The organism is Bacillus cereus group sp. BfR-BA-01383, assembly GCF_022663495.1.
GTDB classification, from domain to species: domain Bacteria; phylum Bacillota; class Bacilli; order Bacillales; family Bacillaceae_G; genus Bacillus_A; species Bacillus_A cereus_AU.
Genome location: NZ_JAKUFP010000001.1, coordinates 151113 through 165328 on the forward strand (window position 1 = coordinate 151113; position 14216 = coordinate 165328).

The window sequence follows — 14216 nt, forward strand, 5'->3', positions numbered from 1 at the left end:
GCGTTTTCCCTTTTGAATCTATGAAAAAAAGAGCATAGTCACTATGCTCTCGGATGAAACTGCTTATACACATCTTTTAATCTAGTTTTTGAAACGTGCGTATAAATTTGCGTCGTCGAAATGTCTGCATGTCCAAGCATTTCTTGTACAGCACGTAAATCTGCCCCATTTTCTAATAAATGCGTAGCAAAAGAGTGACGCAACGTATGAGGTGTAAGCTCTTTTTCAATATTCGCTTCTTTCGCTAAGCGTTTTAAAATTTTCCAGAACCCTTGTCTTGATAATCGATTACCATGATGGTTTAAAAAGAGTGCATCTACTATTTTTTTTCCCATCAATTCTCTTCTTCCTTTTTCAATATACTTTTGAATCGCTTCCGTCGCTAAACTTCCTAACGGAATAATTCTTTCTTTATTCCCTTTCCCTATGCAACGAACAAATCCCATCGTTAAATGTACATCTTCTAAATTTAATGCGATTAATTCCGAGACACGAAGCCCTGTCGCATACAATAACTCCAGCATCGCCTTATCACGAACCCCAAAAGCACTCGTCATTTTTGGTGTCTGAAGTAACGCCTCTACTTCATCAACTGATAATACTTTCGGTAATTTCCGTTCCCCTTGCGGCGTTTCAATATGTACTGATGGATCGTGCTCTACCACTCTTTCACGAAGTAAAAATTGGTGGAACGAACGAATCGATGCAATATGACGTGCTAATGTTTTCGAAGATTTCCCATTTTCTTTTAAGTGCTGCAGAAAGTTAACAATGTGTAAGCGTGTCACTTCATGAAAGGTTTTTGCCTGTTCTACATTTTGCAAATACTTTACATAACTTTTCAAATCACGTTCATAAGATACTACTGTATTTTTCGCTAATCCTTTTTCTACAACCATATAATGAATAAAATCTTTTAATTGATCTTCCAATCTACACTACTCCCCATTTTCATAGAAAAACATCATTCTATTTACGAAAGCATCCTTTGCCGGTTCTTCATTCCCTGATACTTTTTCTACAGTCTCTTCTTTTGGCTTTTCATAACGATGATAGCTTTCATATTCTTCATTTATCCATAGTATAGCGAAATAAAACAAAATCGTACAACTTGTAAATAATAAAAATACTTTTATTCCATCAAAAGTTATTTTTAAAGCTCGGCGCATTGTAAATTCCTCCAAAATATAAGTTATTACAACATATGCCAAGCTTTCACCAATTTATACCTTATTCAAATAAAAAACCTCTTCCTAGATAAATAGGAAAAGGTTATTTTTCATCCGTTTCATTTTCTTGACAATTTTTACAAATCCCATGGAATGTTAAACGATGATCTTTCACCTTAAAGCTCCAGTCTCGTTCTACTTTCCTCTCCACTTCACCAAGTAAATCTTCTTGTATTTCTTGTACAGCACCACATTGTGTACAAATCAAATGATGGTGGAAACGCTGCGCACCTTCTTGGCGTAAGTCATAGCGTGAAACACCGTCTCCGAAGTTAATCTTATCGACAACTTTCAACTCAGATAATAGTTCTAAAGTTCGATAGACGGTTGCTAATCCGATCTCTGGCGACTTTTCTTTTACAAGGAGGTAAACATCTTCTGCGCTTAAATGATCTTCTTCATTTTCTAGCAGCACACGAACTGTTGCTTCACGTTGCGGTGTTAATTTATAGCTCGCTGCATGTAATTGCTTCTTAATTCGTTCAATTCTTTCTTCCATTCGGTACTACTCCCTCCTCGCCACTCTTACACCATTATATCAGAAGAAGGGCTTCTGTCAAAAGAAAAAACAATAAAAACAAACTGATAATTATTCTCAAAAAGTATTTATTTTTTATTAATAGTTTCAACGACTTCTTTCATTAAAACTGGCGATGCATAAGCCTCTACACTAGAAGCGAGCGCTAACACCACCCCAATCACAAGAAAGAAGCATGTGTAGCGAATTAATAAAGGTAACAGTGGTTCGGTTATTTTCCGGATAAATTGATGCCTAATCATGCGTAAGGAAAAACTTGCAGCAATTGTTGTCATAACGAGAAATACTGGAATTATAATTAGGTTTTGTGGCAATACAGATACAAATGCTAATAATAATCCGTTCCATCCATGCTGACTTACTAAAAAGCCTACTGTAAAACCAACAACAACTCCTTTTACAAATAATAAAATAAAAATGAGTGGCAACCCAATAATTGAAATCCCTAAAATCCAAATAAATCCAATGTATTTTAACTGCGAAAAGTAACTTTCTCGAAACATTTCGCCCGCGATAGCAAATTCTCCTTTAGAAACTTGTCCAAAAAAACGCTGTAAATAAAAAGATAAATCTTGTTTTTGATTTATTTGTAAACTATTCACAAGGATGGCTCCAAATATTACTCCCATCAATAATAAAACAGCGTTAAATATATATAATGAAGAGTTTTCCTGTATATGAGACATTACACGGTCTTGCCAAGTTTTTCTCCACATTTTTCTTCCCTCCGTTCACACTATTACTAAAAATGTATGAAAGAAAGAAAAAAAGTATGACGAATTAACATTGAAATTCCGCTCTACTTTGCTAAACTAAAAGGTAGAGAATAGGAGGGATTTCTCTTGAAACCATTATTATTAGATTTTCCAACATTATTTCAAACTGAACGCTTACAAGTTCGTAAACCGTTTCCAGGTGATGGTGCCGAAGTGTATGAAGCAATCCAAGCTTCTCTAGAAGACTTAGTACCGTGGATACCAATTAACGCTGAAACAGAAGAGAGTGCTGAAGAAATTGTTCGTAACGCTCATGGACAGTTTTTACTTCGTGAAACACTTGATTTTCACTTATACGATAAAGTATCTGGTACATTCATCGGAGCTATTACGCTCAAGCCTGAAAACTGGGATATTCCAAAGTTTTCACTTCACTTCTGGCTACATAGCGCTTATACAAAACAAGGCTATATGACCGAAGCTGTTAAAGGGGCGATTCAATTTGCCTTTGATAAGCTAGGTGCTAGAAGAATTGAAATTCGTACTGATGCAACAAATGCAAATGCATGTAACTTAGCAGAACGTTTAGAATTTATTTTAGAAGGTACAATGGAAAATGATTTCCTAGCGCCAGATGGTAGCTTACGTGATGCACGTGTATACGCAAAAATCAATTAAAAAACACTCGCCTTTGGCGAGTGTTTATTTTTGTAATTGTAAATATTGTACTGCAAACATCGTCTTCGCATCATGAATACGAAGATCTTTCATAAGTGTAATCGCTTCTTCTAATGATACTTCCATTAATTCCACAAACTCATCTTCATCTAAAGCCGCTTTATTTTCTTTTTTTGTCAAACCTGTCGCTTTATATACATATAAAATTTCATCTGCGAACCCTGGAGATGTATAGAAAGAAGTAATGAGCTCCATATTTTCACATACATACCCTGTTTCCTCTTCTAATTCACGAACTGCTGTCACCTCAGGTTTTTCACCAGGTTCTAGCTTACCAGCTGGAATTTCTATAATCGCCTTTTCAAGCGCTTTACGATACTGCTCAACAAGCACAATTTTCCCCTCATCAGTAATAGCAATAATAGCAACTGCACCAGGATGATTTACAATTTCACGTTTACTCATTTCTCCATTTGGTAATACTACATCATCAACACGAACTTTTATAACTCTACCATCAAAAATCGGCTCAGTTTTTACCGTTCTCTCTGCAAGATTACTCATACTACTTCATCTCCCTGTTCTATTTCCTATTCTTTCTTCATACATTTTACCACATTGAAAGGAGCGTGATAGAAATGAAAGTTTATATTTTACCAAATCGCGTCACTTTAGTCGGCAAAGCATGGCAAATTCGCCATAAGCTAAAACAATATGGCAAAGAGTATACAACCGTACAAGAGTGGATTACAGCAAATAAAAAGTAAACGTTTGTCAACCTCTTTTCCCTTTCGTACAATAAAGATAAGGAGGTTGACCTATGAAAAAACGTCAATTAGGAAACTCAGATTTGTTTGTTACAGAAATGGGCCTTGGCTGTATGTCTCTCGGTACATCTGAAGCTGAAGCTATGCGTATTATCGATGAGGCAATCGATTTAGGTATTAACTTTTTTGATACAGCCGATTTATACGATTATGGATTAAATGAAGAATTTGTTGGAAAATCCTTAAAGGGAAAACGGGACCAAATTGTTCTTACAACTAAGGTTGGAAATCGATGGACAGAAGAAAAAAATGGCTGGTCTTGGGACCCTTCTAAAGCTTACATAAAGGCTGAAGTAAAAGAAAGTTTGCGTAGACTTCAAACAGATTATATTGATCTTTATCAACTACATGGCGGTACGATTGAAGATCCTATAGATGAAGCAATTGAAGCTTTTGAAGAATTAAAAAAAGAAGGTGTCATTCGCTATTACGGTATTTCTTCTATACGTCCAAATGTCATCCGTGAGTATGCAAAGCGATCAAATATCGTTAGTGTTTTAATGGAGTACAGCCTTTTAAATCGTCGTCCTGAAGAATGGTTCCCGATGCTTAATGAGCATCAAATTAGCGTTATTGCTCGCGGACCACTTGCGAAAGGCATTTTAACTGACGACAATGCAAGAAAGATAGAACGAGTAAAAGAAAAAGATTACCTCTCTTATTCTTACGATGAATTAAATACAACACTCGAGAGTGTAAAAAAAGTTATCGGAGAAAACTCTTTAACAGAAACAGCTATTCAATATTGCTTACATAACGAAACTGTTGCAGCCGTTATACCTGGTGCAAGCTCTATTCAACAACTACAGGCAAATGTACGAGCTAGCCAACAGTCGCCTTTAACAAAAGAAAAGTACGTACAGCTTCAAAAAATCGCCAAATATGATTCATATGCTTTGCATCGTTAAAAATATCGATTTACCGATAAAACAGAAGACTGCCCCAACATTAGGAGGCAGTCTTTTTTTATAACGTATCATATTTATCAGGATTCGTTCCTACATGTAAATTACGATTTAACGTATTAATTTGATCCATCTCTTCTTCAGTTAATGAGAAATCAAAAATAGTAAAATTCTCCTGAATGCGAGATGGTGTAACAGATTTAGGAATTGTAACAATTCCACTTTGAATATCCCATCTTAATATAACTTGCGCAGGTGTTTTTTCATATTTATTAGCAATCGTTTGAATGATTGGGTGCTGGAACACTTCGCCGCCTCTCATTAATGGACTCCATGCTTCCATTTGAATTTGCTCACTTTGACAGAAATTACGCAATTCAAATTGCGCTAACATTGGATGAAGTTCCACTTGGTTTACCATCGGCTTTACTTTGCAATTTGGTAATAACAGCTCTAAATGATGTTTATGAAAATTAGAAACACCGATCGCGCGCACTTTTCCTTCTTCATATAATTTTTCTAAAGCACGGTACGTATCAACATACTTCCCTCTAATTGGCCAGTGGATTAAGTATAAATCTACATAGTCCATTTGTAATTTTTTTAAACTTTTTTCAAAAGCCTCGAGCGTCTCTTCATATCCTTGATCGTCGTTCCAAACTTTTGTCGTAATAAATATGTCTTCTCTCGGAATTCCTGATTCACGAATCGCTTCTCCGACACCGCTTTCATTTCCATATACAGTTGCTGTATCAATTGAACGGTATCCAACTTCTAACGCTGTTTTTACTGCCTGTTTTACTTCGTCGCCTTCTTTCGCTTTATAAACGCCTAGGCCAATCATTGGCATTTTCACGCCATTATGAAGTGTAATTGTTGGAATATGCACAGTCGTCTCCCTTTCATTCTTACATTTTTATAAACCACAACTTTATTTCAACAATATTCATCCAAAAAGTCAAAACATACGTACAGTTTACATAATAATTTTATACCCTTTTAAAAAGTAACATGAATTCAGTCGTTCACGTTACTTTCTATCCATTCTTTCGCTTTTTCATCCACATTACGTACAAACTCATTTTTTCCTTCTGTATACAACGTGCCATCATATGTATATTTTTCAGCTAGTTCTTTCTTTAAAGTTGCATATGCCTCTGCTTCTTCACAATGAGCCATCATATAATCACGAAATGCTAAATGCCTTGTAATCTCAGGATTTCCTTTTTCAAATACATGCAAATGATACGAGCGTTTCTCCTCAGTTCCATGAATAAAAAAACGACGACCTGAAATACCATTTTCCCCTTTCACAATGTAACCAAGCTCATCAAATTTTTCATTCCAATGATCTACTCTTTCAATATTATCTACTTCCATTATCATATCAATGATAGGCTTTGCCGCAAGCCCCGGCACTGACGTACTACCAATATGATAGATTTTCACCGTTTCTGGCATCGCTGATTTTAATCTTTCGGACTCTATTTGAAATTTTTCACCCCAATGATTTTCATGCGGAACGACTACAATTTTTCTCATTTAAACTCCCCTTTTCTTACAAGCTCGTCAAAAAAATGATCAGCGGTATTTCACTGATCATTTTCGTTATTATTTAAAGTCTTTCCAAGTAAGGTTACTTTCACTTAACAGTTCTTCAAATGATTTATTCTTTTCACGCTCTTTTTGTTCCTGACGCTTTCTTTCTAGTTCTGCTGCCTCTTTTTTCTCTTCTCTCACTTGCAACTCTTTTTTCTTATTCTTTAATTGCTGCATGAGTGAATCATTTAATTGATCACCTAATGTAAGCGATTCTTTCTTTGGTTGATTCACTTGCGATTGTCTTTGCATTTGTTTTTGTTTCTTTTTCTTCATACTGCTCACCTTTTACTTTTTTCTCCATTATAGAGGATACACGATGAAATCGACAACAAAAAAGGTCACTACTCTATTATTCATTTTTTGTAAATGTGTTAATTTTTCGAAAAAACAAAATTTTTATATGGATATAATCCTATGAATCTATTAAAATTATGTCGTATGATGTCAGATTATAAAAAAAGGAGAAATGAATCATGTGGAAAAAAATTATTCCTGCTGTTGCTATTTTAAGTACCATTACCTTTTCAAACGTATTCGCCGCTCCCCCATCTCAGACTCCAGCTGAACAAAACCGCTACATAGATGTACAAATGCTTGGTATTAATGATTTTCATGGACAACTAGATACTGTTAAAAAAATTAATAACAAAGAAGCTGGTGGCGCTGATTACTTAGCCACTTATTTAAAAGAACGTAAAAAACAAAACCCTAACACCCTTCTCGTGCATGCTGGCGATGTCGTCGGAGCTAGTCCACCAGTTTCAGCATTGTTACAAGATGAACCGACTATTGAATTTTTAAATGACTTAAAATTTGATGTTGGTACAATTGGAAACCATGAATTTGATGAAGGCATCGATGAAATGAAACGCCTCATTTATGGTGGATATCACGAAAAAACAGGGAATTTCAAAGGTGCTAACTTCCCTTATGTCGCTGCAAACTTCTATAACAAATCAACTGGTCGCTTATTTTTACCACCATTTACTGTAAAAATGGTAAATGGTGTTCCTGTAGGATTCATTGGCGTTGTTACAACTGATACACCCAATGTCGTTATGCCTACTATGCTTAAAAATGTACAGATCACTGACGAAGTGGAAGCAATTAATAAATCAACGCAACAATTAAAACGTCTCGGCGTTAAATCCATCGTTGTCCTTGCACATGTCGGCGGAACAACTGATGAGTCTGGTATAACAAATGGCGATCTTAACCGAATTGCAAATGAAACAGATCCAGAAGTTGATGTTATTTTCGGTGGGCATAGTCATACGTATGTAAACGGTACAGTAAATAATAAACTAATTGTCCAAGCGAACTCTTACGGAATGGCTTTCTCTGATGTAGATGTAACGATTGATAGAAAAACAAAAGATATTGTGAAGAAAAAAGCTGAAGTTATTACAACATACCATGAAGGTGTAGAACCTGATAAACAAGTAAAACAAAAGTTAGATCAATATAAAGAAAAAATTGCACCACTTGTAAATGAAGTTGTTGGAAAATCTACAGCACCTATCGATCGTAAACAAAACGATGCTGGCGAGTCTACTCTTGGAAATTTAATTGCCGATGCCCAGCGTCAAACGATGCAAGCTCAAATCGCACTTATGAATCCGGGCGGCATTCGTAATGACTTAGATGCTGGTGATATTACATGGGGCGAATTGTACGGCATTCAGCCTTTTGGAAATCAATTAATTAAAGTAGATTTAACAGGTCAAGATATTCGCGATATTTTAAATCAACAATGGCAAAAAGGAACAACAAGAATGCTTCAAATTTCAGGTATTCAATATACTTGGGATGCAAATAAACCAAACGGTGAAAAGGTTACAAATATTCGCTTAACAAAGGGCGAAGAGTTATCACCATCTAAAACGTATAGCGTAGTTGCAAATGCTTTCTTAGCTTCTGGCGGTGACGGATTCGTATCATTTACAAATGGTAAAAATGCAGAAACTGGTCCAAACGACTTTGAAGCGCTAGTCGATTATGTAAAACAAGTAAAAGAGCCAATTCAACCAGTTATTGATGGAAGGATTCAAAAAGTAAATTAAGTATTTTCCTAACAATTGATCCATATTTTTTCATTGCAAAGGATATGCACTTACCCTTTATTTTATCCGTAATATACATGAAACAAAGAAAAGGATACTCGTTCTTACAATGAACATAGTATCCTTTTCTTTAGTTATCAAAATGTGATGTTTCGTTAAAGTCATATTGCTGTAAAAATTGCTGCAGTGCCTCTTCGACAAGTTTAGATTTTTGAACTCCTTTCGATTCTGATATAACGTCTAATCTTGCTAATACTTCTTTATTAATAGAAAAGGTTCGTTTCTTTTTCTCTGTACTTTTACTCATAATTGGTGCACTTACTTCTTCTCTTTTTCTTAGTAATTCATAAATGCTTTGTAATTGCTCATAAATTAATAATTGATAATCTGTTTTCTCATGTTGAAGGGCGGTCGCTTCTTGGAGTTGTAAGTGACGTGGTTCTTCTCCATCTCCTACAAAAATACGTTTCTTCTGCTCTCCGTCATATTCATATCCAATTAATCTTAATTTCTTCGATAGTGTATATGGACTTATTTCAAGGCGTTTCGCTATAATAGCGATTGATTCACGTCTATTTAAACAATCTATAATTTCTCCAATCGTCACAATTTCCCCTCCTCCCATGTTGAAATGACACTAGTATGGTATGTTACAATGATTTTCTAACAGTATATGCAAAATAAATAGCCTGTGCGATTCATACGATTTCAGAAAAGGAGGTTTTCAATATGCTTTTTCGTAGCTATACCCCACAGTTCTATAATGAAAAGAAACAACTCATTCCTAATAGTATCGCTACGATGGAAAGCGTTATGATTAATAATCGAAAACAATCTCTCCTTATGCGCGGGCAAAACATAGAACAGCCTATTTTATTATGCTGTCACGGTGGACCTGGCATGGCACAAATCGGATTTATTCGCCATTTTCAAAAAGAATTAGAGAAACACTTTATCGTTATTAATTGGGATCAACGCGGGGCAGGTAAATCCTTTTCAATGAAAGATTTCGGGGCAAATTTTACAATCGAACAATTCGTTTCCGATGCACAAGAAGTTATTCAGTATGTACTCAAAAGGTTCAACAAACAAAAACTATTTCTCGCTGGTCATTCTTGGGGAAGTATTATCGGGCTTAAAATCGCACATCGCTACCCAAAGTATATCGAGGCTTACATTGGTATTGGGCAGATTGTACATATGAAACAAAACGAAGAATTGCTATATCAACATTTAATTAATTCTGCAAAAAAGCATGATCATAAAAAAGCATTAGCTTCCCTTTTAAAATTAGGTAAACCACCATTTTTAGATACGAGACGTCTCATTATTCAAAGAAAGTGGCTTGGCACATTCGGAGGAGCAATCCAAAATGGATCTTCCTTTTCTTTCATACGAAAAGGTTTCTTTTCTCCTGAATACACGCTATTAGATTGGCTCAAGTTTCTCGCAGGAAACTTAAAATCTGGCGTTTTATGGGAAGAAATGCTAACAATCGATTTCTTTTCGTCCATTTCAAGTTTATCTATTCCTGTTTACTTTTGTTCTGGTCGCTATGATTATCAAACTCCTTATGCACTCGTTCAAGAATACTGTGATGTTATTGAAGCACCCATAAAAAAAATGATTTGGTTCCCAAATTCAGCACATTCTCCTGATCTAGAAGAACCAGAACTATTTGCTAATTCTTTACGATCCATCAAACAAGAGCTATCTTTTCAACATTAAATACAAAAGGCTCTTTTACATTTCATAGAAAACATTTTATAATAATATGTCGCAAGTATGTATAAATATAGCAAACTGCTTCATATTTACTTGCCTTAACAGAATAAAAATTAGGGAGATTATATCTATTATGAACGCTGTACTCGTCGCAGTAGCAGTCATGCTATCGCTTAGTTTGTTACGTGTCCAAGTCATTGTCGCCATCATTATTGGAGCTCTAACAGGCGGACTTATCGGCGGACTCGGTATTTCAGAAACAATTAACACTTTTACAACCGGTCTCGGAAACAGTGCTCCAATCGCATTAAGCTATGCAATGCTTGGCGGTTTCGCTATTTCTCTTTCTAAAACAGGACTTCCAGATGCCATGATTCAAACCGCATTAAAATGGGTTGGCAACGAACAAGACACAAAAAAACAAGTTTATTCTAAAATACTTATTTTATTCATCATTTTAACAATGGCTTGTTTCTCACAAAATGTTATCCCTGTTCATATCGCTTTCATCCCAATCTTAATTCCAGCACTTTTAAAAGTATTAAACGAGCTGAAAGTGGATCGCAGACTTGTTACATGTATTATTACATTCGGATTAATTACACCTTATATGTGGATTCCTGCAGGATTCGGAAAAATTTATCATGACGTATTGCAAACAAATGCTGCCCAAAGCGGTCTTACATTTGATGTCGCGCTTATCCCAAAAGCGATGACTATTCCGGCAATCGGTATGATTATCGGATTATGTGTAGCGGTATTCATTACGTACCGAAAACCTCGTACGTATGAAACAGAACAAATTCATACTGCCGAAAATGAAATCGTTCCCTATACAAAGCGAAGTATTACTTTCGGATTATTATCTATCATAGCTACATTAACAGTTCAATTAGCAACAGAATCAATGATTTTCGGTGCTTTAGCAGGGATTATTGTCTTATCAATTAGTGGTAGTCTCCCTCTTAAAGAAGCAGATGCAATATTAACAAGTGGAATGCGTATGATGTCCTTTATCGGATTTGTTATGATTTCTGCCGCTGGATTTAGCGCTGTGCTTCGAAAAACAGGACATGTTGAATCGCTTGTGCAAACGAGTGCACATATAATTGGAAATAACAAACCACTTGCTGCGTTTCTTATGCTCGTTATTGGGCTTCTCATTACGATGGGAATCGGTTCATCTTTTTCAACCATCCCTATCTTAACAACAATTTTTGTACCTCTTTGCATCCAGCTTGGATTTAGTCCAATGGCCACAATCTCAATTATCGGTACAGCAGGAGCGCTAGGTGATGCAGGATCTCCAGCATCTGATAGTACACTTGGACCAACATCAGGTTTAAACGCTGACGGTCAACACCATCATATATGGGATACATGTGTACCAACTTTTCTGCATTATAATATACCGTTACTTATATTTGGCTTTATTGCCGCAATTACATTGTAAAAGGTGCGTATAAAACGCACCTTTTACTTTTTTATTTTTCCCTTTAATTGTTGAAAAGCTATTTTCGCTTCTTCTTCGACGTAATTTTCAATTGCTGGTAGTGATGGACCTATCCATTCGCACTCTATACTCCCATTAGGTCCAATAATTTTTAATTTATCTGGTATATGTATTTTTAGAAATTTCGCTGCTCGGATTAACTCAATAGCAACCTTATCACTTGAGACTACAATCCCATCTATATACGGATGATTTTGTAATAATGTAATGAACTGCTTATTCGTATACCCTTGTACACTTTCTTCTCGATAAGAGATTCCTTCCTCCCAAACAGCGTCTAAAAATCCTGATACATGTTCTTCCATTTCTTCGCTTTCATCTCTCTCACTGATATAAGCAAGAAAATGACAGCCTTTCTCTTTCAATAAAGAAACAGCTCTCTGTCCACTTTCAAAATAATTTGCAGGAGATTGTTTTTCCTCAATCACTACAAATGGAAATGAAATTTCTCCTATACTTTTAAAAACTGATTTTGTCAAAATAACACCCGCAACGTTATTTTGCTTCAACATATGTATGTACCTATCTTTATTCTCTATATTACAAACAATTATTTGATATCCTTCTTTATATGCTATTTCCTCAATACAATGTAGCAAAGTAATGTTTGATAGATTACGTAAATTATCTACAAGTAATGCAATTATCGTTGAATTTTGCTTAAATAATGGCTTTGCTGCACTGTTTGGCCTATAGCGTAATTCCTCAATTGCTTCCTTTACTTGTTTTACTGTATCTTCATGGACGTATCCTTTTTCATTAATAACTCGTGAAACGGTTGCGACTGAAACACCTGCCAATTTTGCAACATCACGTATAGTTGCCACATCGTCACCCCTTAATATGGTAATAGATTACAATTTTACGGTAACCTAAATTATAATATTCGTCAAGGTTAATAACTTATATTTCTGAAAATTGTTACATCAATTCACTAAACGCTGCTCCAACTGAATTTCATGTAAAATTGGGATATTATCATACCCAATGCGTGGAATTTCTTCCTTTATTTTTCGTGCCTCTTCCACTGCATTCACATATAAATTAGTCATCATGAAATTACGTTTTTGGTAAAAACGTAACGCGTTCATATTATCATTTGTTGTAATGAGCCAAACCTTCAGGCACTGCCTTTCTTTTGCAACTTGCAATACACAATTTACAAGCTTCGTCCCTATTCCCTTTCTTTCTTCAAAGCTATCTAACGATACGATTTCACACATATTTCCGATCACTTCATACGTTATAATTCCGATTATTCTGTCATCAAAGAATGCAACAAATCCTGATAACTCTTCTAACTGATGCGCCCTCCCACGTGAAACCATCAATGAGCTCCCCCAGTTCTCACACATGAACATCCGGATTGTTTCTTTCATTGCTGGCGTAATTTTTTGTATATGCACCATTTCCTATTTCTCCCCTTTTCTATCATTGTGATACAATGTAAGTGTATCACATGTAACGGTATTTGGAGGATGAGGTAAAGTATGAAACGTTTTTTTGCAGCATTGTTTACTATACTAGGTGCGATAACTGCTCTTGGGATTTTCTTTACAAATAAAGTGATGTACTTAAAGAAAAAAACAGAGGAAGAAGTACTTGAAAGAGAAACGAAAAAACATTTTCGTATAGAAGATTTTGATGCTCTTCATAAAGAAGAAATTCATATCCCTTCACAATTCGGATATGATCTTCACGGATATTACATTCCTGCTGGTCATTCCAACAAATTTATGGTTTTTTGTCACGGTGTAACTGTAAATAAAATGAACTCTGTGAAATATGCAAACTTATTTTTAAGCAGAGGATATAACGTCCTTATTTACGATCATCGTCGTCATGGTAAAACTGGTGGAAAAACAACAAGCTATGGATACTATGAAAAACATGATTTAAAATCCGTAGTTGACTGGCTAAAAAGTCGTTTTGGCACAAATATAACACTTGGTATTCATGGTGAATCTATGGGAGCTGCAACACTTCTTCAATACGCGGGATTTGTAGAAGATGGTGCTGATTTTTATATTGCAGATTGTCCTTTTTCTGATTTCTACGGACAATTACAGCACCGTTTAAAAGTTGAATTCCATTTACCAAAGTGGCCTTTATTACCTTTAGCAAATGCTTTTTTAAAAGTTCGTGACGGTTATACAATTCGTGAAGTTTCACCAATCGACTGTATAAAAAATATTAACAATCCCGTTCTCTTTATCCATAGTAAAGATGACGATTATATTTTAGCTGATATGACAAAAGCGTTATATGAAGCAAAAGAAAATAATAAACAACTTTATATTGCAGAACACGGTGCACACGCTTGCTCTTATAACGAAAATAAAGAAGAGTATGAAGCAGCCGTTGACCAATTTTTAAACACATATGTAAAAGAAACAAAAAACAGGCTTGCATAAGCCTGT

The 14216-nt window shown here is 35.4% G+C and carries 18 protein-coding genes; 7 read left to right on the forward strand and 11 right to left on the reverse strand.

The features are described from left to right. Positions 1-41: 41 nt before the first annotated feature. From xerD to spoIIM, 4 genes are all read right to left on the reverse strand, one after another. Positions 42-932 (reverse strand): site-specific tyrosine recombinase XerD, encoded by an 891-nt coding sequence (gene xerD / locus MR065_RS00860; protein WP_242212157.1) that lies wholly within the window; start codon positions 930-932, stop codon positions 42-44. 6 nt (positions 933-938) lie between these two features. Next, positions 939-1169: a YqzK family protein gene (locus MR065_RS00865; protein ID WP_141436237.1), complete on the reverse strand. Its 231-nt coding sequence runs from the start codon at positions 1167-1169 to the stop codon at positions 939-941. 103 nt (positions 1170-1272) lie between these two features. Next, positions 1273-1728 (reverse strand): ferric iron uptake transcriptional regulator, encoded by a 456-nt coding sequence (gene fur, locus MR065_RS00870; RefSeq protein ID WP_000392657.1) that lies wholly within the window; start codon positions 1726-1728, stop codon positions 1273-1275. Between the two features lie 107 nt (positions 1729-1835). Next, the gene (spoIIM, locus tag MR065_RS00875) at positions 1836-2483 is read right to left on the reverse strand and encodes a stage II sporulation protein M (RefSeq protein ID WP_242212158.1); all 648 of its coding nucleotides are present in this window, start codon (positions 2481-2483) and stop codon (positions 1836-1838) included. A gap of 126 nt (positions 2484-2609) precedes the next feature. On the opposite strand from spoIIM, the gene MR065_RS00880 reads away from it, so the two are divergent. Further along, entirely contained in the window at positions 2610-3161 is a 552-nt protein-coding gene (locus tag MR065_RS00880) for a GNAT family N-acetyltransferase (RefSeq protein ID WP_097902548.1), read from the forward strand. Positions 3162-3185: 24 nt separating this feature from the next. Here the strand turns inward: MR065_RS00880 and MR065_RS00885 are convergent, their stop codons facing one another. Beyond that, on the reverse strand, positions 3186-3725 hold the full coding sequence (locus MR065_RS00885) for an NUDIX domain-containing protein (RefSeq protein ID WP_088231056.1): 540 nt from the start codon (positions 3723-3725) through the stop codon (positions 3186-3188). Between the two features lie 74 nt (positions 3726-3799). Between MR065_RS00885 and mciZ the strand changes: the two genes are divergently transcribed. After that, positions 3800-3928 (forward strand): Z-ring formation inhibitor MciZ, encoded by a 129-nt coding sequence (gene mciZ, locus MR065_RS00890; protein ID WP_000870295.1) that lies wholly within the window; start codon positions 3800-3802, stop codon positions 3926-3928. 53 nt (positions 3929-3981) lie between these two features. Then, on the forward strand, positions 3982-4896 hold the full coding sequence (locus MR065_RS00895; protein ID WP_242212160.1) for an aldo/keto reductase: 915 nt from the start codon (positions 3982-3984) through the stop codon (positions 4894-4896). A 58-nt stretch (positions 4897-4954) separates the two neighbouring features. Here the strand turns inward: MR065_RS00895 and MR065_RS00900 are convergent, their stop codons facing one another. The 3 genes from MR065_RS00900 to MR065_RS00910 form a co-directional block, all read right to left on the reverse strand. Then, positions 4955-5782 (reverse strand): aldo/keto reductase, encoded by an 828-nt coding sequence (locus MR065_RS00900; RefSeq protein WP_242212162.1) that lies wholly within the window; start codon positions 5780-5782, stop codon positions 4955-4957. Positions 5783-5910: 128 nt separating this feature from the next. Next, on the reverse strand, positions 5911-6435 hold the full coding sequence (locus tag MR065_RS00905; protein ID WP_242212164.1) for a GrpB family protein: 525 nt from the start codon (positions 6433-6435) through the stop codon (positions 5911-5913). A 69-nt stretch (positions 6436-6504) separates the two neighbouring features. Beyond that, positions 6505-6768 (reverse strand): YqkE family protein, encoded by a 264-nt coding sequence (locus MR065_RS00910; protein WP_141436238.1) that lies wholly within the window; start codon positions 6766-6768, stop codon positions 6505-6507. A 200-nt stretch (positions 6769-6968) separates the two neighbouring features. On the opposite strand from MR065_RS00910, the gene MR065_RS00915 reads away from it, so the two are divergent. Beyond that, a complete protein-coding gene (locus MR065_RS00915) occupies positions 6969-8558 on the forward strand; it encodes a bifunctional metallophosphatase/5'-nucleotidase (RefSeq protein WP_242212166.1) in 1590 nt (529 codons plus the stop codon). Positions 8559-8688: 130 nt separating this feature from the next. Here the strand turns inward: MR065_RS00915 and MR065_RS00920 are convergent, their stop codons facing one another. Beyond that, positions 8689-9165: a ribbon-helix-helix domain-containing protein gene (locus tag MR065_RS00920; RefSeq protein WP_098268003.1), complete on the reverse strand. Its 477-nt coding sequence runs from the start codon at positions 9163-9165 to the stop codon at positions 8689-8691. A 122-nt stretch (positions 9166-9287) separates the two neighbouring features. On the opposite strand from MR065_RS00920, the gene MR065_RS00925 reads away from it, so the two are divergent. Both MR065_RS00925 and MR065_RS00930 read left to right on the forward strand, forming a co-directional pair. Then, a complete protein-coding gene (locus MR065_RS00925) occupies positions 9288-10286 on the forward strand; it encodes an alpha/beta fold hydrolase (protein WP_242212167.1) in 999 nt (332 codons plus the stop codon). Positions 10287-10416: 130 nt separating this feature from the next. Then, the gene (locus MR065_RS00930; RefSeq protein WP_098268005.1) at positions 10417-11736 is read left to right on the forward strand and encodes a Na+/H+ antiporter family protein; all 1320 of its coding nucleotides are present in this window, start codon (positions 10417-10419) and stop codon (positions 11734-11736) included. A gap of 23 nt (positions 11737-11759) precedes the next feature. Here MR065_RS00930 and MR065_RS00935 read toward each other — a convergent pair whose 3' ends face one another. Both MR065_RS00935 and MR065_RS00940 read right to left on the reverse strand, forming a co-directional pair. Next, entirely contained in the window at positions 11760-12623 is an 864-nt protein-coding gene (locus tag MR065_RS00935) for a LacI family DNA-binding transcriptional regulator (RefSeq protein ID WP_242212169.1), read from the reverse strand. Between the two features lie 99 nt (positions 12624-12722). Further along, the gene (locus MR065_RS00940; RefSeq protein ID WP_242212172.1) at positions 12723-13205 is read right to left on the reverse strand and encodes a GNAT family N-acetyltransferase; all 483 of its coding nucleotides are present in this window, start codon (positions 13203-13205) and stop codon (positions 12723-12725) included. Between the two features lie 81 nt (positions 13206-13286). On the opposite strand from MR065_RS00940, the gene MR065_RS00945 reads away from it, so the two are divergent. After that, a complete protein-coding gene (locus MR065_RS00945; RefSeq protein ID WP_098268008.1) occupies positions 13287-14210 on the forward strand; it encodes an alpha/beta hydrolase in 924 nt (307 codons plus the stop codon). Positions 14211-14216: the final 6 nt, after the last annotated feature.

Excerpts from the sequence above, each read along its gene's own strand:
- fur (WP_000392657.1), bottom strand. The coding sequence starts at position 1,728 with ATGGAAGAAAGAATTGAACGAATTAAGAAGCAATTACATGCAGCGAGC.
- mciZ (WP_000870295.1), top strand. The coding sequence starts at position 3,800 with ATGAAAGTTTATATTTTACCAAATCGCGTCACTTTAGTCGGCAAAGCA.
- MR065_RS00895 (WP_242212160.1), top strand. The coding sequence starts at position 3,982 with ATGAAAAAACGTCAATTAGGAAACTCAGATTTGTTTGTTACAGAAATG.
- MR065_RS00945 (WP_098268008.1), top strand. The coding sequence starts at position 13,287 with ATGAAACGTTTTTTTGCAGCATTGTTTACTATACTAGGTGCGATAACT.
- MR065_RS00905 (WP_242212164.1), bottom strand. The coding sequence starts at position 6,435 with ATGAGAAAAATTGTAGTCGTTCCGCATGAAAATCATTGGGGTGAAAAA.
- spoIIM (WP_242212158.1), bottom strand. The coding sequence starts at position 2,483 with ATGTGGAGAAAAACTTGGCAAGACCGTGTAATGTCTCATATACAGGAA.
- MR065_RS00865 (WP_141436237.1), bottom strand. The coding sequence starts at position 1,169 with ATGCGCCGAGCTTTAAAAATAACTTTTGATGGAATAAAAGTATTTTTA.
- MR065_RS00925 (WP_242212167.1), top strand. The coding sequence starts at position 9,288 with ATGCTTTTTCGTAGCTATACCCCACAGTTCTATAATGAAAAGAAACAA.
- MR065_RS00885 (WP_088231056.1), bottom strand. The coding sequence starts at position 3,725 with ATGAGTAATCTTGCAGAGAGAACGGTAAAAACTGAGCCGATTTTTGAT.
- MR065_RS00915 (WP_242212166.1), top strand. The coding sequence starts at position 6,969 with ATGTGGAAAAAAATTATTCCTGCTGTTGCTATTTTAAGTACCATTACC.
- MR065_RS00910 (WP_141436238.1), bottom strand. The coding sequence starts at position 6,768 with ATGAAGAAAAAGAAACAAAAACAAATGCAAAGACAATCGCAAGTGAAT.
- MR065_RS00930 (WP_098268005.1), top strand. The coding sequence starts at position 10,417 with ATGAACGCTGTACTCGTCGCAGTAGCAGTCATGCTATCGCTTAGTTTG.
- MR065_RS00940 (WP_242212172.1), bottom strand. The coding sequence starts at position 13,205 with ATGGTGCATATACAAAAAATTACGCCAGCAATGAAAGAAACAATCCGG.